The sequence below is a fragment of the Dasania marina DSM 21967 genome (genome assembly GCF_000373485.1).
Classification (GTDB): Bacteria; Pseudomonadota; Gammaproteobacteria; order Pseudomonadales; family Dasaniaceae; genus Dasania; species Dasania marina.
Window position 1 is genome coordinate 337,497 of sequence record NZ_KB891586.1, and the last position, 20,231, is coordinate 357,727.

Annotated in this window: 19 protein-coding genes and 2 pseudogenes; 1 reads left to right on the forward strand and 20 read right to left on the reverse strand. The window is 45.9% G+C overall.

Annotation, left to right across the window (positions count from 1 at the left end):
- Window positions 1-39: 39 nt before the first annotated feature.
- From yghU to ectA, 18 genes and pseudogenes are all read right to left on the reverse strand, one after another.
- Window positions 40-858, reverse strand: a pseudogene (yghU, locus tag B067_RS20590) (glutathione-dependent disulfide-bond oxidoreductase); the annotation flags it as partial.
- A gap of 118 nt (window positions 859-976) precedes the next feature.
- Window positions 977-1,801 carry a helix-turn-helix domain-containing protein gene (locus tag B067_RS0114440; RefSeq protein ID WP_205619983.1) on the reverse strand — a complete coding sequence of 275 codons (825 nt, stop codon included), beginning with the start codon at window positions 1,799-1,801 and terminating at the stop codon, window positions 977-979.
- Window positions 1,802-2,141: 340 nt separating this feature from the next.
- Window positions 2,142-2,438, reverse strand: a complete 297-nt coding sequence (locus B067_RS22170; protein ID WP_420806534.1) for a cation:proton antiporter regulatory subunit — start codon at window positions 2,436-2,438, stop codon at window positions 2,142-2,144.
- Window positions 2,415-3,338: pseudogene (gene rimK, locus B067_RS0114450) on the reverse strand (30S ribosomal protein S6--L-glutamate ligase); the annotation flags it as partial. The pseudogene rimK and the gene B067_RS22170, both read right to left, overlap by 24 nt.
- A 66-nt stretch (window positions 3,339-3,404) precedes the next feature.
- Window positions 3,405-3,857: an ATP-dependent zinc protease family protein gene (locus B067_RS0114455; RefSeq protein WP_205619988.1), complete on the reverse strand. Its 453-nt coding sequence runs from the start codon at window positions 3,855-3,857 to the stop codon at window positions 3,405-3,407.
- Between the two features lie 345 nt (window positions 3,858-4,202).
- Window positions 4,203-4,508, reverse strand: a complete 306-nt coding sequence (locus tag B067_RS0114460) for a chaperone modulator CbpM (protein WP_019530801.1) — start codon at window positions 4,506-4,508, stop codon at window positions 4,203-4,205.
- Window position 4,509: 1 nt separating this feature from the next.
- A complete protein-coding gene (locus B067_RS0114465; protein WP_026244681.1) occupies window positions 4,510-5,424 on the reverse strand; it encodes a DnaJ C-terminal domain-containing protein in 915 nt (304 codons plus the stop codon).
- 360 nt (window positions 5,425-5,784) lie between these two features.
- Complete coding sequence (locus tag B067_RS0114470) at window positions 5,785-6,267, reverse strand: Hsp20 family protein (RefSeq protein ID WP_019530803.1); 483 nt, start codon at window positions 6,265-6,267, stop codon at window positions 5,785-5,787.
- Between the two features lie 210 nt (window positions 6,268-6,477).
- On the reverse strand, window positions 6,478-6,873 hold the full coding sequence (locus tag B067_RS0114475) for a DUF2391 family protein (RefSeq protein ID WP_019530804.1): 396 nt from the start codon (window positions 6,871-6,873) through the stop codon (window positions 6,478-6,480).
- 82 nt (window positions 6,874-6,955) lie between these two features.
- A complete protein-coding gene (locus B067_RS0114480) occupies window positions 6,956-8,389 on the reverse strand; it encodes a sodium/proline symporter (protein ID WP_019530805.1) in 1,434 nt (477 codons plus the stop codon).
- Entirely contained in the window at window positions 8,389-9,279 is an 891-nt protein-coding gene (locus B067_RS0114485; protein ID WP_019530806.1) for a TPR end-of-group domain-containing protein, read from the reverse strand. Before B067_RS0114485 ends, B067_RS0114480 begins: the two co-directional genes overlap by 1 nt.
- Window positions 9,264-10,694: an aspartate kinase gene (locus B067_RS0114490; RefSeq protein ID WP_026244682.1), complete on the reverse strand. Its 1,431-nt coding sequence runs from the start codon at window positions 10,692-10,694 to the stop codon at window positions 9,264-9,266. The genes B067_RS0114485 and B067_RS0114490 overlap by 16 nt, the downstream gene beginning before the upstream one ends.
- A 21-nt stretch (window positions 10,695-10,715) precedes the next feature.
- Complete coding sequence (locus B067_RS0114495; RefSeq protein ID WP_169335581.1) at window positions 10,716-10,991, reverse strand: TraR/DksA family transcriptional regulator; 276 nt, start codon at window positions 10,989-10,991, stop codon at window positions 10,716-10,718.
- A gap of 62 nt (window positions 10,992-11,053) precedes the next feature.
- A complete protein-coding gene (gene thpD, locus B067_RS0114500) occupies window positions 11,054-12,043 on the reverse strand; it encodes an ectoine hydroxylase (RefSeq protein WP_019530809.1) in 990 nt (329 codons plus the stop codon).
- A 15-nt stretch (window positions 12,044-12,058) separates the two neighbouring features.
- On the reverse strand, window positions 12,059-12,457 hold the full coding sequence (locus tag B067_RS0114505) for an ectoine synthase (RefSeq protein ID WP_019530810.1): 399 nt from the start codon (window positions 12,455-12,457) through the stop codon (window positions 12,059-12,061).
- Complete coding sequence (locus tag B067_RS0114510; protein WP_019530811.1) at window positions 12,454-12,723, reverse strand: hypothetical protein; 270 nt, start codon at window positions 12,721-12,723, stop codon at window positions 12,454-12,456. The genes B067_RS0114505 and B067_RS0114510 overlap by 4 nt, the downstream gene beginning before the upstream one ends.
- 16 nt (window positions 12,724-12,739) lie before the next feature.
- Window positions 12,740-14,038, reverse strand: coding sequence for a diaminobutyrate--2-oxoglutarate transaminase (gene ectB / locus B067_RS0114515; protein ID WP_019530812.1), 1,299 nt, complete (start codon window positions 14,036-14,038; stop codon window positions 12,740-12,742).
- Between the two features lie 87 nt (window positions 14,039-14,125).
- Window positions 14,126-14,650, reverse strand: a complete 525-nt coding sequence (gene ectA, locus B067_RS0114520) for a diaminobutyrate acetyltransferase (RefSeq protein ID WP_019530813.1) — start codon at window positions 14,648-14,650, stop codon at window positions 14,126-14,128.
- Between the two features lie 416 nt (window positions 14,651-15,066).
- Between ectA and B067_RS0114525 the strand changes: the two genes are divergently transcribed.
- The gene (locus B067_RS0114525; protein WP_019530814.1) at window positions 15,067-15,537 is read left to right on the forward strand and encodes a MarR family winged helix-turn-helix transcriptional regulator; all 471 of its coding nucleotides are present in this window, start codon (window positions 15,067-15,069) and stop codon (window positions 15,535-15,537) included.
- Window positions 15,538-15,584: 47 nt separating this feature from the next.
- Here B067_RS0114525 and B067_RS20595 read toward each other — a convergent pair whose 3' ends face one another.
- Both B067_RS20595 and B067_RS20600 read right to left on the reverse strand, forming a co-directional pair.
- Entirely contained in the window at window positions 15,585-17,006 is a 1,422-nt protein-coding gene (locus B067_RS20595; protein WP_019530815.1) for an efflux transporter outer membrane subunit, read from the reverse strand.
- On the reverse strand, window positions 17,006-20,227 hold the full coding sequence (locus B067_RS20600; protein ID WP_083921430.1) for an efflux RND transporter permease subunit: 3,222 nt from the start codon (window positions 20,225-20,227) through the stop codon (window positions 17,006-17,008). The genes B067_RS20595 and B067_RS20600 overlap by 1 nt, the downstream gene beginning before the upstream one ends.
- Between the last annotated feature and the right edge of the window lie 4 nt (window positions 20,228-20,231).

The following is a 20,231-nucleotide window of genomic DNA, read 5'->3' on the forward strand; positions in this document are numbered from 1 at the left end:
CCTGATAGTAATTGTTACAGCGTTTGGTCTAATCCGACATTAGCCTAAATCGCTAGCGTCGTGGCGCTCGGCCAATTGCTCAGCCTCATCGCCCCAAACACGATTGACTCTGCGGCCTCGTTGCACCGCAGGCCGTGCGGCAATGTCTTCAGCCCAGCGCAGTACATTAGAGTAAGATTTCACATCTAAAAATTCAGCTGCCTCATAGAGTTTGCCTTCTACCAATACGCCATACCATGCATAGTTGGCAATATCCGCTATCGTATAGTCCTCGCCACAAAGGTACGACCTTGACGCTAGGTTTCTATCCAACACATCTAATTGTCGTTTTACTTCCATGGCGTAGCGATTAATTGGGTATTCCAATTTTTCTGGCGCGTAGGCATAGAAGTGACCAAAGCCTCCACCAAGAAAAGGCGCGCTACCCATTTGCCAAAACAACCACGACATACACTCCGCTCTTTCGGCTGGGCTTTGCGGCAGTAAAGCATTAAATTTTTCCGCTAGGTAAACCAGAATCGCCCCGGATTCAAATACGCGTATAGGCTCTTTTGCGCTTCTGTCTAGTAGTGCGGGTATTTTTGAGTTGGGATTGACCTCTATAAAACCACTACCAAATTGTGCCCCTGTTGAAATATCAACCAGCCAGGCATCGTATTCTGCCCCGCGATGCCCCAGCGCTAATAACTCCTCTAACAACACGGTAACTTTTACACCATTGGGTGTTGCCATAGAGTATAGCTGTAGAGGGTGCTTACCCTCCGGTAAGGGCTGCTCGTGGGTGGCGCCAGCCACAGGTCGGTTAGTGCTGGCAAAGGTGCCACCGTTTTCCTTCTGCCAAGTCCATACTTTGGGGGGGTGTACTGCGGGGCTTTAGTCATACCTATTAATACCTTATCGATAACGGGTCATTATCAATTATAATAATCCATAGCTTAGTCAGCCGCCCCGCAAAAACGTTCAACATCAAGGCAAGTTAGCCCAAGCGGTACTGGCTGGGTGTTTTTCCTGTTTGCGCCTTAAACGCGCGGTTAAACGTAGATACGGAATCGAAACCGGTTTGAAAAACAATCTCTGAAATACGTAGATCTTGCTGTTTTAATAAAGGCAATGCTTTATCTATTTTCAAGCGGGTGATATATTTTTTTGGGCTTTCAGTATAAACCTCACTGAATTTTCGTTTAAAGGTGGATAAACTCATATGGCACAGTTTCGCCAGTTCATCCAAACTCAGGTCGGCATATAAATTTTGCTGTATAACTTCTTCAAATTTAGCGAAATGGGGCTTGAACATAGAAGCAAGAAAGTCAATTTCGGAAGGCGCGCCAAGCTTTTTCGTCATTAAAATAACAAACTCTCGCAACTTATTTTCCACTAGCATTTCATCGGCTATCTCAGGCTCATCCAACAAAATATTAATGCTATCCCGGTAATGCGCTAGCAATCCATCTACCGCAAACTGCTTAAGATTAAAGGTAGTGTTGTGGGTAGAGCGAGTAAGATCAAAATTGAAAAGTTGCTGATAAATATCAGGGTAAAGAAATACGCCTATAACTTCCCCCTCCGGTTCCGACGCCATAGGGTACACATTACTTTCATAAAAATAATTGGTACATTTTGCTAACAAAGCGGTTTCCCGGTTTATATCCAGTAGCGAGTTTTGATCCCTCACTTTATATTCGCCTTGAGTGATAAAAGCGAAACAGGCTTCATTCTCATAATATTCACGGGCTATACGTTTAAAGCTAGGCATAGGCATTTTTTTAAAAACCACGCGGCCTTTATAACTTATTGTCTTCAATGATACCTCCCCTAATATTATGGATATTTAATAGTATCATAAGATCTTTACCCATAGCCGCTAAGCTTTGCTGCGTAAACTCTGTAATGGCACCAGCGCGGCTAAATAGACAATATAATTTTGTTTGAACATCAATTGCAAACGATAGGAATTCACACCACTGGTATAGCGGCAATTAAGATAAGGTGAGGATAGCGGCTAACACACCGCTTTAATATCAGAGAAAGTAACAGCTAACAATATCGGGGCAACATTTCACACTAAAACCCCGTTATCTGACAGCCAAAAAATTGAATCATAATTTGTAAACCACGCCCCCCCTAATGACCATAGGCACTAGCTACACGGACGGCTTCACATCCGACGGTAAATCTGTAATTTCAGGATTGCGACGACGACGCGTTTTTGCTGGTACCATGCCACGCATGGACTCCAACTTACCAAAACAGAGTAGCTTGTCATTAGGCTCTAGCACACGCTCCGCCTTAGGATTTGGAATAACCTTTGCTCCGCGGTATAAGGTGAGCACGTTAATATCTTGCTCTCGTAAGTTGGTGCCCTGAATAGTGCTGCCAACAAATTTAGAACCTTCGGGTATATAAATTTCGCTTACACCATAACCTTTGCTAACGGTCAGACGCTGTCGAACATCAATCTCTGGAAAATCTACCTGCGCAGCTATGTAATCGATAACCGCACCGGCTACATCTAGGCCGGTACACGTTTCTATACCTTCCAAGCCAGGTGAGGAATTAACTTCCATTATTTGAGGGCCATTCGCGCCCTCAAGCATATCCACACCTGCAACTTGCAGGCCCAGTATTTGCGCGGCTCTAACCGCTGTTTCTATATATTCGGGGGAAAGATCTACCGCTTCGGCTACACCACCTCTATGAACATTACTGCGAAACTCCTGACCTTGTGCAACTCGGCGCATGGCCGCAACCACACGATCACCCACAACAAAGGCTCTAATATCTTTGCCTTTGCTTTCCGCCACAAACTTTTGTATTAACACATTCTGTTTTTGGCTCTGTAGTAACTCAACAATTGATTCTGCAGCTTTTACTGACTCGGCTAATAAAACGCCTATGCCTTGAGTACCTTCTATCAGTTTAATAACAACAGGGGCACCACCTACGCGCTCAATAGCAGGTAAAACATCGCGTTTATCACGCACAAAGGTAGTTTGAGGAATACCAATATGATGCCGACTCAGTATTTGCAAACTGCGAAGTTTATCCCTAGAGTTATTGATACCGTGGGCCGTATTGGCGCAAAACACATCCATCTCCTGAAACTGCCGCACCACAGCAGTACCATAATAGGTAATAGACGCACCGATACGCGGCAACACCGCATCGTAGTGGCTCAATGGTTTTTGGCGAAAATAAAGATCGGGCACGCCTTGCTGTAAATCAATGGCAAATTTGAGTGTGTCTAGCACCTTAACATCATGGCCGCGTTGTAATGCCGCCTCTTTAAGACGCCTGGTGCTGTAAGATTTAGGGCCACAAGATAATATCGCAAGTTTCATAACAACTACTCCTAGAAAATATTTGTTTAATGTTCATGATACCAGTACAAACAAGGCTTACTCAGCTTAGGACAGAATAAACTCTTCACCGGGATCTACCAAAATTCTATTTTTCATCGCTTCACGGCCTAACAACATTAAGCTAGTCATGGATGATCTATCGGTTAATGTTAACTTAATATTCCACGTTTTACCGCCTAAATTAATAGCGGTTTTAATCACTACACGCTTTTCTGTATCCGCCGACGAACTTTTCACTACTTTTTTCCCACTTAATGGCAATGTCTTCGAAACAACTTTCTCAACATTGTGTACATCTGGATGTATATCAAATTTCACATAACGCTTACCGTCTGTGCTAAATTCTTCAATATTATCTACATGCAATGATGAGGTTGTAGCACCGGTATCGACTCTCATTTGTAATTTGACGACGCCTAGCTCCGGAAGGTCACATAATTCTAGCGCACCGACGAGTAATTTATTAGCTTGTTTTTTATTAATGACGTAAGCCCTTATAGTGAAACGCTGTTAGTAAGCGTGATTATAGTATTACTAAGGCACTGTATTATTGCAATATAGGGTCATTCTTTAGATAGGTTACACATGAGTTACACAAACATTTTAGTACTCTATAGAGGGACTTGCACCCCCTTTTATATGTATTAGATTACGGGTTTAAATAATTTTTTAAAGACTGCTAAGCACATGCCAGCGCCCCCAGTGTTACAGTAAAGTCACATAGTTAGCACGGTATATCGCCCATTACTAACACAGTGATTTTAGATATATAGAATGCTATAAAAAGACACACCTTCTCGCTCTCACGATTAACAGCTACTGGTCAATTATTCTATTAAGCTATCACTTTTCTATAAAGCGTTTTAATTGGTGGCGATAGCGGCGATTTTCTTGTTGCAGATCTTCTTTTTGCTGCATCAAGTCAATGACCAAAGCGACTGCCACCCAGTCTATATCTAAATCTCTTTGTAGGCGGGCGGCTTTTTTTATCCAGTGTACCGTGCTGGCTTCAAACAGCCAGTCGGCGCTGCTATGCCCTGCTATGGGTTCGGCTATGCCATACTCGACGATATCTAAAATCATGTCGCGCTCTATACATTCCAGCTGGCACAATTCGTTGATGGATAAGTGTAAGGTAATTTCAACCATGCTATTTGCTCCATTCAACTCTGGGATCAAAGCTAGTACTGCTGGCTAACTGCTGCCACAGCGCGGTGGTTTTTTCATCATTACTGGCGGGTATAACAATTTTAACCACGGCATAGAGATCGCCGGTCTCCTGCCCTGCTCCCGCCTTACTTTTTAAGCCCTTACCTTTAATACGCAGCTTTTTACCGGCCGATGTATTAGGCGCTATAGTGACATTCACCGAGCCTTGCAAGGTGGGTAACTGAACCTTGGTACCTAGTGCCGCCTCCCAAGGCGCCAAAGGCAGGGTCAGCATAAGATCATGACCTTGCACATCAAACAACGGATGCGGCACTAGGCGTATATGCAAATATAAATCACCTGCACCGCCTTGGCCGTGACCTGCGCCACCTTGGCCTTTTACCCGTATGCGTTCACCATCAGCGACCCCTTGTGGGATGGTGACTTTTAAATGCTTCTTATTGGCTGCACCCTGTAGCTGATACTCTACCGTTTTAACGGTGCTTTGCAGAATTTCTTCCAAAAAGATAGGTATTTCTATTTCCACATCCTGCCCTCTTACGGAGCGCTGGCGCGCTTGAGAAAACCCATGGCTGCCGCCAAACATGGAATTGAAAAAGTCTGAATAATCCCCACCCTGCTCGTAGCTTCCGTTAGTACCTTGCCAGCCCGGTGGTGGCGTAAAGCCGCCGCTTTGGCTACCGTATTTGCGCAGCTCATCGAATTCGGCACGGCGCTTATCGTCTTTTAATACTTCATAGGCTTCTGCAGCTTCCTTAAATTTATCTTCTGCGCCCTTATCGGGGTTCATATCAGGATGATACTGGCGTGCCAACTTTCTATAGGCTGTTTTTATAGTTTTGGCATCGGCATCGTCTTTAACCCCGAGAATCTTATAGTAATCTTTAAACTCCATACCGCTTCCTAATAGCAAAATGAACCTGTTAATCATGGCAGCTAATGCCATTTCGGCAAATCATTATGTGCCTATGTCATGGCTTATGATAGTTTTTTGAAATTGTAATCACGACTTGTCGATCTTGCTGAACTACCACCATAGCTGAGTTATCTACCCGCTGTGTCGAAGTAATAGTCTGCGCGCTGCTGTTTATCCTCATCATTTCCGTGTTTAAACCAATGCCAAGGATTGAGCTTTTCTCAGGTTGAATGTTTTTCAGTATTCATCAGCAATACCTCATACACTTAAGCAATGAAGTATTGCTAACATCCAAGGCTGCCGGCAGAGCCTTACCGCTACCGGCAGCCCAGCTTTACGCTATGCAGCCTGCTCGTCTTTAGCGTCAGGCTTGTTTGCCTCCTTATGCTCTAAAACATTGCCACCTTTAGTAATAGCTATGGTTTTAGGTTTCATCGCTTCGGGTATTTCCTTAACCAAGCTAATACTTAACAGGCCATTATCAAGACTGGCATCCACCACCTCTACCTGATCATCTAAATTAAACTTACGCTCAAAGCTGCGGTTGGCTATGCCTTGATACAGGTAATTGTGCTGCTCGGCATTGGTTTTTTCTCCGCGTACACTAAGCACGCCTTTTTCCACATTTATATCTAGCTCTTGCTCGGTAAAGCCCGATACAGCCAAGGTAATGGCGTAATGGTTATCTTCCAGTGCTTCGATATTATAGGGTGGATAGTTAGGGCTAACGGTATCAGCACGTAGCATATTATCTAATAAATTAGCCAATCTATCGAAGCCTATACTGCTGCGATACAGTGGGGTTAAATCAACTGTGTTCATCTATATTCTCCTTAAGAATCAACAAAAATAAACAGCTGTGTTTCAGCTAGTTACCGCACCCGCTCGCTAAGAACCTAGCCGGCAATCAATAACTATGGACAGGAAATATGATTTCAATAGGAAGAATTTATAAAAATTAATTATAAAAAATAGTATAAATATGCGAGCAAACTATTTTGAAAGGCAGGGGCTAGCAGCCCCCCTAGCGCATTATTCTTTATCGAAGCCATCAACCACTATAGCGCCCATAGAGGCGGGCATAGCAATGATAATTAGCCGCTTGAGCGCCACTATGGGCTCTGTCAATATAGGTAACTTGTCCAAGGCCAATAGCACTAAGGCCACTACCAACATAGATATAACATAGGCAATAACGATACGTGCCACATACACCGGCATTCGGTATTTTACATTGCTTTGGAACACGCCTTCGTAGGCAAAGAAGGCCAAGAAGATGATAGACAGAGAAAATAACAGGGCGATATTAGCCATGGGTAAGGTTTTGCTTAACGACCAAGCCTCCTCCGAAAAAGAAATAGGCACCGCTAACACAAACGAACCAACAAAGACTTGGCTGACATCTTCAAGATTAAAGTAGAGCTTCAAAGGCTATCTCCAGCAGGGTATCAAGGCATTAACCAACAGGGAGTATAAACTAAATGCCTTAGATCTCGCTGTTTTATCAACCCTATTGACTGGTACCAGAGGCTTCTGGCAACTTTTCACCACTCAAATGTTTAATCGCGTTGCCTGCCAATAAAAACACTATACCCATGACTATGCCGGGAAAACCTTCATACACATAGTTATGCCAGCCTAATGCGCGCCACAGCAAGGCAACGCTAAAGCCGATTAATACCGCCGCTATAGCCAGCCTCTCGCTAAACCTAAATCCTAGGCAGTACATTAATAATAAAGGCGCAAAGGCGCTGGCCAAACCCGACCAAGCCATGACCACCATGCCAAACACCGACTGCTTATTAAACACCGCCAAGGCCAGAGCCAAGCCTGTGACTATTACCGACGATAGCTTCAACAGACTCACCCGCTCTATGTTGCCGGGTAAAATATCATGAGTTAGCGCAGCTGAGCAGCTCAGCACTAGCGAGTCGGCGGTAGACATAGTGGCAGCAAAAATACCCGCCAGTATCAATCCCACCCAAACACCCGGTAACAGGGCTTGCGCCATAGTCGGCAAGGCCAACTCAGCATCAAAGTTACCGGTATCGCTTAATAAGATTTTTGCCAACAAGCCGACAGCCGTCGCCATGCAATAAAAGGCGGTAAACCATAGGTAATACCATGTTTTAGCCTGACGCATATTGGCATTATTGTTTAGGGTCATAAAGCGCACCATCACATGGGGCTGCCCTATCACCGATAAACCGGCAAACAACCAGCCAACAACAAACAGTAACGCCCCCAGCACACCGGGAAACAATAAATCCTCGGGCATCCAGTTCATATAACCCGGCACACTGTGCAACTGTTCTATCGCGGGCTGTATGCCACCCAAGCTACTCACCGCCGCGGTTAATAACACCGCCATCGCCACTATCATCACTATGGATTGTGCTGCGTCAGTCCATATCGATGCCCGTATGCCACCGGAATAACAATAGATGCAAACAAATAAAGCACTCATGGCGGCGCCCGACCACAATGGCCAGCCTAGTAATACATGTAAGGCCTTACCGCCCGCCATTAACTGTGCCGCAGCATAGGTTAATAAAAACAGCAGCGAGATAACACCTATAAGACGCTGCAAGCCTACAAAGTTTTGCCCATGCCAATTACTCAGCACACCAGCATAACTAACCTCGCCATTGTTGCCAGCCGCGTTGCGCAAACGTTTATGCACATATAATGAGGCCAAGAAGTCACCGCTAATCCAGCCTATCATTAACCATACTGCCGATAAGCCTTGGCTATAGGTGTAACCAATAACCCCTATAAACATATAACCACTGTTATTGGTAGCCACTGCCGACAAACCCACCAACCAAGGCTTAACGCTGGCACTGGCCAGATAATAGTCCTGCTTGGTACCGCGACTCTTCCAGGCCGAAGCCGCACCCACAAGTACAAAGCCTAATAGGCAGAGAGCAAAAGAAATTAACATTAACTAGCGGCCTTTTTTATTGTGGTATTAAGTGCAAAGGTTGTTTTAAATAAGTCATGTTCTACCAGCAATGCTAAAGCTGGGTCGTGCTCTATTTCGTCGCGATAGTTTTCGCTACGATCAATCGCTTCATTTAAGTAACGCATCGCCTCTTCAAACTGCTGCATAGCAGTATAGGCACAGGCCAATTGATAAAAAGCATGACTGTTTTCAGGGTCAAATTTTAAGGCTTGCAGGCAGAGATTGGCAGCCCACTGTGGCTCGTTCAGTTCTAATACCGCATCGGCCTTATACGTTAAGGCCTCACAATCGTTAGGCCGTAATTTTAAAATCTCATCATAGGTGCTGATTTTATTGGGTATGGCGATGTCTTGTTGCGCCCTAAGCCACAGCGCCTGTATCTCTTGGGTTAGGCCTATCTCATCGCGGTTTTCTTCTATGTGTTTGGTTTTTTGATGCAGCTGACGCTCTATCCCTTCTAAACGTTTTTCGTATTCACCCACCAATTTAGAAATTTCTTCATCGGCTAGTATATGTACACGCTCTTTAATATCGCGTATCGAAGTCCAGCCCACGACGACTAGCACCGAGGTGGCCGCGGCAATCAAATAAAAGAAATAGGTCACGGTGTCAGTGGCATAGCTAACCGCCCTATCGACTGAACGGTGCTCCCTATCTAATATTTGCTGCATCAACTCATGCTTGGTATTGGCCTGCTCTACCCGCAGCGCCTTAACTTCGTCTAGCATATAGCGTTCGACAAAAGGGTTGTATAGCGGCTTAGTTAAAGCCTCTACCTCTTGTTTAGCCTTATCCGTTTGTTCGCTATTATTTTCTTGTGCGAAGGCTATAGAGCTAAAAAAAATACAGACAATTAAGAGGCGATACATATAGCTAATCCATGATTATGTATTTCTACCAATGAGGCATGCAGACTTTTTACCGCCGCATCGTAGTCACATTGATTCACTACAAACTGCATATCCACTTGCCGCATAGCCTGGTGTATAGATAAGACATTAATATTGGCATTGGCAACAGCCTGTACAGACTTAGCTAAGATACCGGGTATTTGCATATCGCTGCCTATTACCGACACAATAGCGACCTTTCTTTGATTAATATCCGCCTCTTTAAAAGTATTCTGTATCGCAGTAATAATACGCTTGACGGTTTTTAAGTTGGTCGAAAGGTAATGGGTAATGGTATTGGCGTTGAGATCTTTAGAAACAACTTGCGCCTTATAACGCTGAATAATTTCTAAAATGGCAATATCGTAACGCTGCAAACTGCCCGCCATATCCTGATCAAAAACCTCTAGGGCATAAACACCTCTGCAACCCGCAATAATTTCTACGCAGGGCGAATCACTAATATACTCACTGGTGATCAGAGTGCCTGTATGCTCAGGTTCAAAGGTGTTTTTAACCCGCAGTGGAATATTGTTTTGTCGTAAACCTTTTGCTGCTTTAGGGTGTATGGCTTCCATACCTAAGTTAGCCAACTGATCGGCCACATCATAATTAGTACGACCTATAGGCACGGCATTAGCTTCGCCCACTAAACGTGGATCGGCACTGCTAAGGTGAAACTCTTTATGTATTACCGCTTCGTACGCATGTGTGAGCACCGCTAAGCGACTAAAAATCATTTCACTATAACCGCGATCAAAGGAAGACATGAGACCTTCCTCACTATGCGCGTAGCCGGTAACGATAGGCAGTTGTTGGCTGAAATCTATGTCTTCAAAAGCCAAATTAATACGTTCATCTAAAGAGATATGGGTATTGGCACGCCAACCGGTTAAGTCGATAAAGCAAGCATTGACGCCATCGCGCTGTAATAAGCGCGCAGTATTCCAAGCACTGTGCGCCTCACCGAGGCTGGCTAGCATTTCCCTAACCGTGTGCAAGTGCGAATCTAAAGAAAAGTGGCCATGCTGACAGAGGCTCTGTAAATCTAATAAGCAGTGTTTAGCATCGTCTAAACGGGTTTGCAAAAAACCATTAGCCTCGTGCAATAACTCTGTGTCGCCAAATAATTGCTGGTTAATATCTTGCAGCTGCTGACTAAGTTGTTCAAAGCGCTGTAGCCAGGTATCGCCACTCATACCGCCGGCAAATAGCGCGAATATACCCGGCTCGCCGGTTTTTTTGCTTTCTAACAATAAGTCCGTCACGCCGCCATAGGCTGACACCACAAACACTCGGCCATAGGCCCCGGCTTCGTTATTTAAAATAATATTATCCCTCACTGAGGAATAATCACTCATTGAGGTACCGCCAATCTTTTCAATCGTGTGCATATAATACCATCTTTGTTAGTGTTAGTTTGCTGCGCAGTTAATACAAACCCGGATATGCGGCACTATCTCTAACCTAGCAACAGGAATCGTGGCGTTGCATAACTCGCAGTAACCGGCGTCATCACTTTTTAACCACTCAATATTTTTAAGCAATTCAGATAATTCTTTTCTATGGCCTGCATCCACAGTTTCATCTACGGGTGCAGCTATGGTTAAGTCTAGACTGGCACTTTGATCACCTGCTTGTGTTTGTTTTTTAACCGACAAAGAGTCATTCTCTATTAGATCTTGCTTCAAAAAAGCAATTCTTTGTTCGACTTGACTTATTAACTTGTTTTTTTCAGTCTTATTCATTATGACTACGCATTTGTTTTATGAGTTTTGATAGCGGTAACGGCCTCTCTAGTACAAACATATTCTGGTCGTGCAGGCCTATCACAAAAGGGTTTCTGCACCTGATTGCTTAAAGCGTTATACACAAAAAAGGCATTTGAGCGTGGGTAAGGGGTGATATTACTATTTGATCCGTGCATGGTATTACAATCAAAAACAATAACACTGCCAGGCTTACACACAGCTGTTGCTATATCCCCTTGGTCTATCAACGTGCTTAGACAGGCATCAGATGGCACGCCATACTCCTGTTTTTTCAAAGAGATTCTATGATGATTGTCGGGGGTATAACCTTCACACACCGCATATTGTTGATGCGAATCAGGTACTAACATTAAAGGACCGTTATGGCCGTAGTTTTCAGTTAAGCTTATAGACATGCTCAACGCACGCATACGTGGCATACCATCTTCTACATGCCAAGTTTCAAAATCTGAATGCCAGTAAAAATCTTTACCCCTATAACCCGGCTTATAGTTTAATCGCGACTGATGTATATACACATCGTCATCTAATATAAACCGCGCCAAATCTACTAAACGGGGATCTTCAGATAACTGTTTAAATAGCGCACTATGGTTGTGCACTGCAAAGATAGAGCGCACATCACCACTACTGTGCTCGGTAATGGTTTCACGAGCACTTTTTATAGACTCACTTACACGGAGCTGCTGCAACTCGGCATTCAAGCGCTCAATTTCTTGCTCGCTAAACACATCATCCAACACCATGTAACCATGCTGCTGGTAATGCTTTATGTGTTGCTCTGTTACAGGCGCCTGCGAGTAATCATCGCGGTATACAACGGGATCTTTTCTAGCAATCAATTGCGTTTTTTTACCATCCCTAGAAGCATAATCATCGCTGTTATGCGCAAAGCTATTATCCTGATTGTAGCTATTTCCTACTGCATCATCTTGGCTTGCGATGGCACAAGTCATCACTACATCAACCATGTTGTTAACTACCCCTTATACTGTTTCTTCGTCTAACGCGTAGGCACCTTCTTTGTTGTGTACCTCGTTGCCATTAAGCGGCGGGTTAAATACACAGGCCATAGACATTTCTTCAAAAGCGCGCAGCACATGTCTGTCGTGTTTATTAAGCACATATAACGTACCCGGCTCTATAGGATAGCATTTGCCATCATCTAGGCTTTCTACCTCACCACGGCCTGAAACACAGTACACCGATTCCAAATGATTTTGATAATGCATTTTAAAATCAGCATCTTTATAAATAGTGGTGATATGAAAAGAAAAACCCATGCCATCACTTTTTAATAACATGCGCGTGCTTTCCCAGTTACCATCGGGCGATACGATTCTGCGTGGTGAGTTTTTAGCTTCTTGTAATTGTCTAACTATCATAAATATTCTTCCTCCGTTATCTCTTTAATCTCTATAGTCATAGTTCGCCTACCAGTAACTGTAGCTATCTCGCCGCCATCGATAATCAGATGATCACCGCTACGTAAAGGCTCTCTATGCGTATCTGACATAATGCGTAGATACCCCTCACCGGCAACACACTCCACTTTATATAAATTGGGCGCCTCACCGACTGGTAATAAACACCGCTCACCTGGCCATATATTGATATGTAGCTGCTTGGTTTTTTCGGGTGTAGATGTCATCGGGGTATACATAGTGTTAACTGGCCTCCGAGAAATAAACTTTTTCTTCAGGAATGCTACCCGCCTTAGCGCAAACTTCCTTAATGGCCTCCTCGACTATATCTATACCTTTTTTAAGGTTTTCATCACTGATAACTAAGGGGCATAAAAATTTTACTACCTGATCATCGGCACCACTAGTTTCTATTAGTAGATTATGTTTAAAGGCGGCGCGGGTAATTTTCCCAGCCAGCTCGCCATTGACACAGTTAATGCCCTGAAACATACCGCGACCTCTAGTAGTGAAATTACCTTCACCATAATTGGCCACAATTTCATTTAAGCGCTGCGACACATAGCGGCCTTTGCGCTTAATCGATTCAGAAAATTCATCATCTACCCAGTAATTCTCTATGGCTGCTTTGGCAGTAACAAAAGCGAGATTATTACCTCTAAAAGTACCGTTATGCTCGCCTGGTTTCCATTGATCTAGCTCAGGTTTTAACAGTACTACCGCAAAAGGCAAACCATACCCGCCTAAAGATTTAGACAAGGTAATAATATCAGGCTCTATACCTGCCTCTTCAAAACTAAAGAAGTCACCGGTGCGACCACAACCTGCCTGTATATCATCGACAATTAATAAAATGCCATGCTTTCTACAGACTGCCTGTAAGTTTCTCAGCCACTGTGTGCTGGCAGCATTAATACCACCCTCACCCTGCACCACTTCAACTAAAACTGCAGCTGGCGAATTGATACCGCTACTAGAGTCAGACAGCACTTTATCTAAATACTCGGTGGTATCTATGCCTTCGCCTAAGTAGCCATCGTAAGGCATGCGATGCACACCGTTGAGGCTAACACCCGCTGCATCACGGTGATGCGAGTTACCCGTTGCTGCCAATGAACCTAAGCTGACGCCGTGAAAGCCATTGGTAAAAGTCACTATGTTTTGCTGACCCGTTACATTGCGCGCCACTTTCATAGCAGCCTCTACCGCATTAGTACCCGTAGGCCCCGTAAACTGCACCATGTATTCCATGCCGCGGGGTTTTAAAATATGATCATTAAAGGACTGTAAAAATTCACCTTTGGCCTTGGTGTGCATATCCAGGCCGTGGGTAATGCCGTCGTTTTCTATATATTCCAATAACAGGGGCTTAAATATAGAATTATTGTGGCCGTAATTTAAGGTACCAGCACCCGCTAAAAAATCTAGGTACTGATTGCCATCTTCATCCCACATAAACTCGCCTTTAGCGCGGTTAAACACACGCGGAAAAGACCTAGCATAACTCTGTACTTCAGATTCAATTTCTTCAAAAATTCTCATATATTCACTCCATTTTTATCAATTTTTTTATCGCGGTTACTAGTCAGCTATGACTGACTAGACCACTGTTAGCATCTAGCTTGCGTATTAATGCAAGGGGCCGATTTTGACCAAGGTTTCGGAATCATGCTGGCCGTCAAAATGCTCTAAGGCATCTAGCCAGTCCACCGCTTGTAAGTCCGCATTGACCAGCTTGGCAAAAACTTTAAACAAGCCCCATGAGGCATCGTTATCTTCGGTGATGGTGGTTTCTATATATTTCACACCGCTGCCACGCTGGCGATTAACAATATGCTGTAGCATTTTTTTGCCTAAACCACGGCCTCTGGCCTCTTCCGATACGGCTACCTGCCAAATAAACAAGGTGTTAGGACGATTGGGCAATAAATAACCGGAAACAAAACCCACTATCTCGCCGTCTTTTTCTGCCGCCACCGAGGTGCTAGCAAAATGTCCGCACTGCAATAGGTTGCAGTAAGTGGAGTTGGTATCTAAGGGTTGGCAGCGCTCAACCAGGCTGTTAACGGCAACTCCGTCAGCTAGTGACGGCATACGCAATTCAATAGCGCTACTTTCAGGCCTTTCTTTATCTAGCATTTCTTTATTAAACAAAGTGCCTCCAAACTATAATTTATTTACAATACTAAGCATTTAATAATAAAAAACTCCCGAATAAATCAAGGAGAACTGCGAATAACGGCAAAAGCACGCCATTTACCTCGCAAAATTGCTTAGTGCTGTAAACATAGTACACTAAATAATTGTTGACGTAAAATCAGCCTACGGAAAGACAGATTGTTGACGCCTGATCCCGTAAGCCAAAAGCAGCACTGGCAAGGCAGTGCCACAGGCAGAAAAACGCGATTAATCGCTACCTCAGCACTCACCGAAAACGCGAAAAACGAGCCTATTTATGCCCACAAATATCGACATCAGCCCGGGCCGTAATTCCGCTTTAGTCACAGACCAAAATTGTCTATATAATCCGCCCATTACCCCCAAGCCCAGTAGCCTATAGCGAGCAGCCCGTGAATCAGATAGAAGAAGTACTTGTCGCCTTACGACGCGTAATCAGAGCAACAGACTTGCACTCTAAGCACTTGGCCAAAACCACCGGCCTTACCGCGCCGCAAATTTTGCTACTACAGACCATTAGGGATAAAGGGGATGTCACCATAGGCGAAATAGCCAAAGACATGAGCCTTAGCCAGGCTACGGTAACAACGATTATTGATAGATTAGAAAAGCGCGAGCTGGTGTATAGGGAGCGCTCTAAGACCGATAAGCGCAAAGTGCATGCCCTACTCACTGATGAGGCCTATAACACCTTAAAAGAGGCACCCATCCCCTTGCAGGAGCAGTTTGCACGCCAATTTAATGATTTACAGGAATGGGAGCAGACTATGATCATCTCCTCGTTGCAGCGGGTCGCCCGAATGATGGACGCCCAGCATATTGATGCCTCGCCGGTCTTAGATATAGGCACGCTGGACCGATAAAGCACGCTAGCTAGGCATGGTGCTTTACCGGCAAATAATTAAGCCATTTAAAAAGCTAGAGTAACCCCAGGCTGCGCTGCAACGTCACCCAGCGCACCACCAAAAGCCTGATACACCGCAACCAGATCCTTCATTACCTGCATCTGGCCATCAATATAACCACTCTGCGCATCCAATAAACTGCGCTCGGCATCTAATAAATCCAATAAGTCAGACAAGCCCGCACGGTACTCAGCATCGGCCAACACCATAGAGCGCTGGGCCGCCGTCTGTTGATCGGCTAAGTGCTGCAAGCGCTGCTGGCTAAAACTGTAAGACGTCAGCGAAGACTGCGCCTCATTAACCGCCACCAATACCTGCTGCTGATAGCGCGCTAAAGCCTCACGCTGGCCAGCACTGGCAGCGCGTATACGCGCCTGCACCGACCCCCAATCCAAACCCTGCCAGCTCACACTAGGCGTTAGCGACCAAGCTCTAGCATCACTGTTTAACTGGCTACTTTGGCCGGTAATAAAACCTAAAAAACCATTAACATTTATAGCGGGATAGAGGTCTGCCTTGGCCACCCCTATGTCGGCAGTGGTCATGGCTAGGCGACGCTCGGCGGCGCGCACATCAGGGCGACGCTGTAATAGCTGGTCGGCATCACCTATGGCAACTGGGCCATTTAATGCAGGCATGGCAACAACCACAGCTACCGACAAGTCCACCGGCAATTGATTGGGCTGGTAACCGCTAAGCAAGGCCAAGTCGTAACGCGCCTTTTGCAGCTGGCTATCTAGCAATACTATCGCCGCTTTCACCGCACTTTGCTGCGCCTTAATTCGGCTCAACTCAAACTCTGACGCCAAGCCTTCCTGCAAACGTAAATCTATTAACTGTAGCGTTTCCGCCAGTATGTTTTCATTGCGCTGAGCAACCACCCGCTTATTTTGCAAGCCGCGATAATCAGCATAGCGGCTAGCCAAACGGCTCACTAAGCTCACCCGCAGCGCCTGAAAATCGGCTTCAGCACTTTCAGCGCTAGCATAAGCAGACTCACTAGCACGGCGCAGCTTGCCCGCTACATCTACCGCCCAACGCAGATTGGCACCCGCTTGATAGCGATGACTGTACACCCGCTCATTGCTAACCCCAGGCTGCTGGCCTTTGCTGTTAGTCACCTGCGCATCCAAACTGCCGGTGGGTGTAGCGTCATTATCAACATCATCAAACTGTGCCATGGCACGCTCGACATTGGCCTGCGCCGCCGCCAAGGAATAATTGTTCGTTAGCGTTTGCTGCACCAGCTCGGTTAATACCGGGTCGTCGAAGCGCTGCCACCACTGCCGCTCATAGGCCATGGTTTCAACATCTGCACCCATGCGCATATCCACCGCCAGTGCATCAGGCTTTTGATAGTCGGGGCCGACACTGGCGCAGGCCGTTAACAGCAAGGCAGTAGCGACTAAAAAAGAAGGCTTAATCATTATTCAGCAACCTCTGTTGTTAATGAATGCTTAGGCTGCTGTTGCGTTAAAGCAGGCTTATGTGAGGGGTCATGTGATGGATTGTGCAATGGCCCACGCCCTATATATTTACGCACCAACACATAAAACACCGGCGTCAGTAACAGGCCAAATAGTGTTACCCCTATCATGCCCGAGAATACTGCCACCCCCATAGCCTGACGCATTTCCGCGCCGGCACCGGTAGAAATCACCAGCGGTAACACCCCCATAATAAAAGCAATAGAGGTCATTAAGATGGGACGTAGGCGCTGATGGCTGGCTTCTAATATAGCCTCAACAATACCTTTGCCTTCTAGCTCCTGTTCGCGGGCAAACTCCACAATCAAGATAGCGTTTTTAGTCGCCAAACCCACCAACACGATAAAGCCTATTTGGGTGAATATATTATTGTCGCCGCCATAAATAACCACACCGACTATGGCTGACAACAAGGTCATGGGTACGATTAAAATAATCGCTAGCGGCAAACTCAAACTTTCGTACTGCGCCGCCAACACCAAAAACACTAACAACACCATTAAGGGGAATATCAACACCGCCGTATTACCCGCCAATTGCTGCTGGTAGGTTAGGTCGGTCCACTCATATTCCACCCCTGCAGGCAGGTTCTCAGCCAGCAATTTTTCCATCGCCGCCTGCGCTTGCCCCGAACTATAACCGGGCGCTGCCGAAGCATTAATTTCCGCCGTCATAAAACCGTTGTAGTGCATCACCCTATCGGGGCCAGCCGAATGTTTAACCTTAATAAAAGACGCCAACGGGATCATATCGCCCTGCTTATTACGCACTTTTAACTGGCCTATTTGCTCAGGCTGCTGCCTAAAGCTCTCTGCCGACTGTACATTCACCTGATAGTTACGACCAAATTTATTAAAGTCATTAACATACATAGAGCCTAAATAAATCTGCATAGTGGAAAAAATATCATCCACCGCAACGCCCTGCATTTTCGCTTTTTCACGATCAACATCCACATCAATTTGCGGCGTATTTACTTGAAAGCTAGTAAAGGCACCCGCCAATTCTGGTACCTGCCTAGATTTGCCAATCACTTCTTGTGTCGCTTTGTACAAGGCTTCGTAACCTAAGCTACCCTTATCCTGCAGCTGCAAACGAAAGCCGCCTATATTCCCCATGCCCCGCACCGGTGGCGGCGGGAATATCGCCATATAGGCATCTTGTATAGAGGCAAACTGGCCATTTAACTTGCCGGCAATCGCCTGGGCCGATAAATGCTCACCCTTGCGCTCTGCAAAGGGTTTTAAGGTTACAAAAATCACCCCCGAGCTAGAGCTGTGACTAAAGCCATTAATATTAAGGCCGGGGAACGCCACGGTATCTGCCACCCCTGGGTGCTCTAAGGCCAAGCGCGACATTTCGCGTATCACCGCTTCGGTGCGATCTAAAGAGGACGCATCAGGCAGCTGGGTAAACGCCACTAAATACTGCTTGTCTTGCGAGGGCACATAACCGGTAGGCGTGCTGGCAAACTGCTGTGCGGTGAGCAGTAATAGGCCCACATACAACAACATCACAATACCGGCACTGCGTATGATTTTTTTAATCACCCGCGCATAGCCGTGGCTACCCCAATCAAACAAACGATTAAAAGGCGTGAATAACCAACCCTGTAACAGCCTATCTAAAAAACGGCTAAAGGCATCCTTGGGAGCGCCTTTGCTGCGTAATAATAAAGCCGACAAAGCTGGGCTTAGGGTGAGCGAGTTTAACGCCGAGATAAACGTCGAGATCGCTATGGTTAGGGCGAACTGTTTATAAAACTGGCCGGTTAAGCCTGACATAAACGCCGCAGGAATAAACACCGCGCCCAATACCAAGGTGGTGGCAATAATCGGCCCGGTGACCTCTTTCATCGCCTGCTGTGCAGCCGCGACTGACGACAAACCTTTTTCTATATTACGTTCTACGTTTTCTACCACCACGATAGCATCATCAACCACTATGCCTATGGCCAACACCAAGCCAAATAATGACAACGCATTCAGCGAAAAGCCCATGCCATGCATCACCGCAAAGGTACCAATTAAAGATACCGGCACCGCCGCTAAGGGGATAATCGCCGCGCGCCAGTTTTGCAAAAACAGCACTACCACTACTACCACTAGCAGCAAGGCTTCAAATAAGGTTGTCACTACCGCATCAATAGAACCGCGCACAAACACGGTGGGGTCATAAACAATGCGGTAGTCCATACCTTGCGGGAAGCTGGGCTTTAACTCAGCCATTTTCGCACGCACTGCATCCGACACTTCTATAGAGTTAGCACCTGCGCTTTGGAAAATAGGTAAGGCCACCGCCTGCTTATTATTAAGCAAGGAACGCAAGGCATAGGTTTTCGCCCCCAACTCGACTTTGGCCACATCCGCTAGGCGCACTAGTTGCCCCTGCTCGCCTACCTTAATTACTATCTCTTTAAATTCCTGCTCAGTGCTTAAGCGGCCCTTGAGATTAATTAGTAATTGGAAATCATTTTGCTCGCTGGGTTGCGCACCCAAGCTGCCAGCAGCGGCCTGTACGTTCTGCTCACGTATGGCAGACACCACATCCATGGCCGTCATATTCAAGGCGGCAATTTTTTGCGGGTCTAACCATATGCGCATAGAGTAATCGTCAGAACCAAACACCCTAACATTGCCCACACCTTGTAAACGCGCCAATTCATCTTTAACTTTTAGGCTGGCGTAGTTGGCTAGGTATAGCGAGTCATAGCTGTTATCCGGCGAGGTAATATGCACTACCATGGTTAAATCCGGCGAAGACTTTTCAACCACCACCCCTAAACGCTGCACCTCTTGGGGCAGCCGTGGCAGGGCACGGGTGACTCGGTTTTGCACCAATACCTGAGCGGCATCAACATCGGTGCCCAGCTCAAAGGTAACGGTTAACGACAAACTGCCATCCGCGTTTGCTTGCGAGGACATATACAACATGCCCTCAGTGCCATTAATGGCCTGCTCTATAGGTGTAGCCACGGTGTCACCGATAACCGTAGGGTTAGCACCGGGGTAGCTAGCCGTTACCATCACGGTAGGCGGCACTACATCGGGATATTCCGAAATCGGCAGCTGAAACACCGCTATCGCTCCGGCTATGGTTATCATCAATGAGATAACCCCGGCGAATATGGGCCTAGATATAAAGAATTGAGAAAATTTCACGACG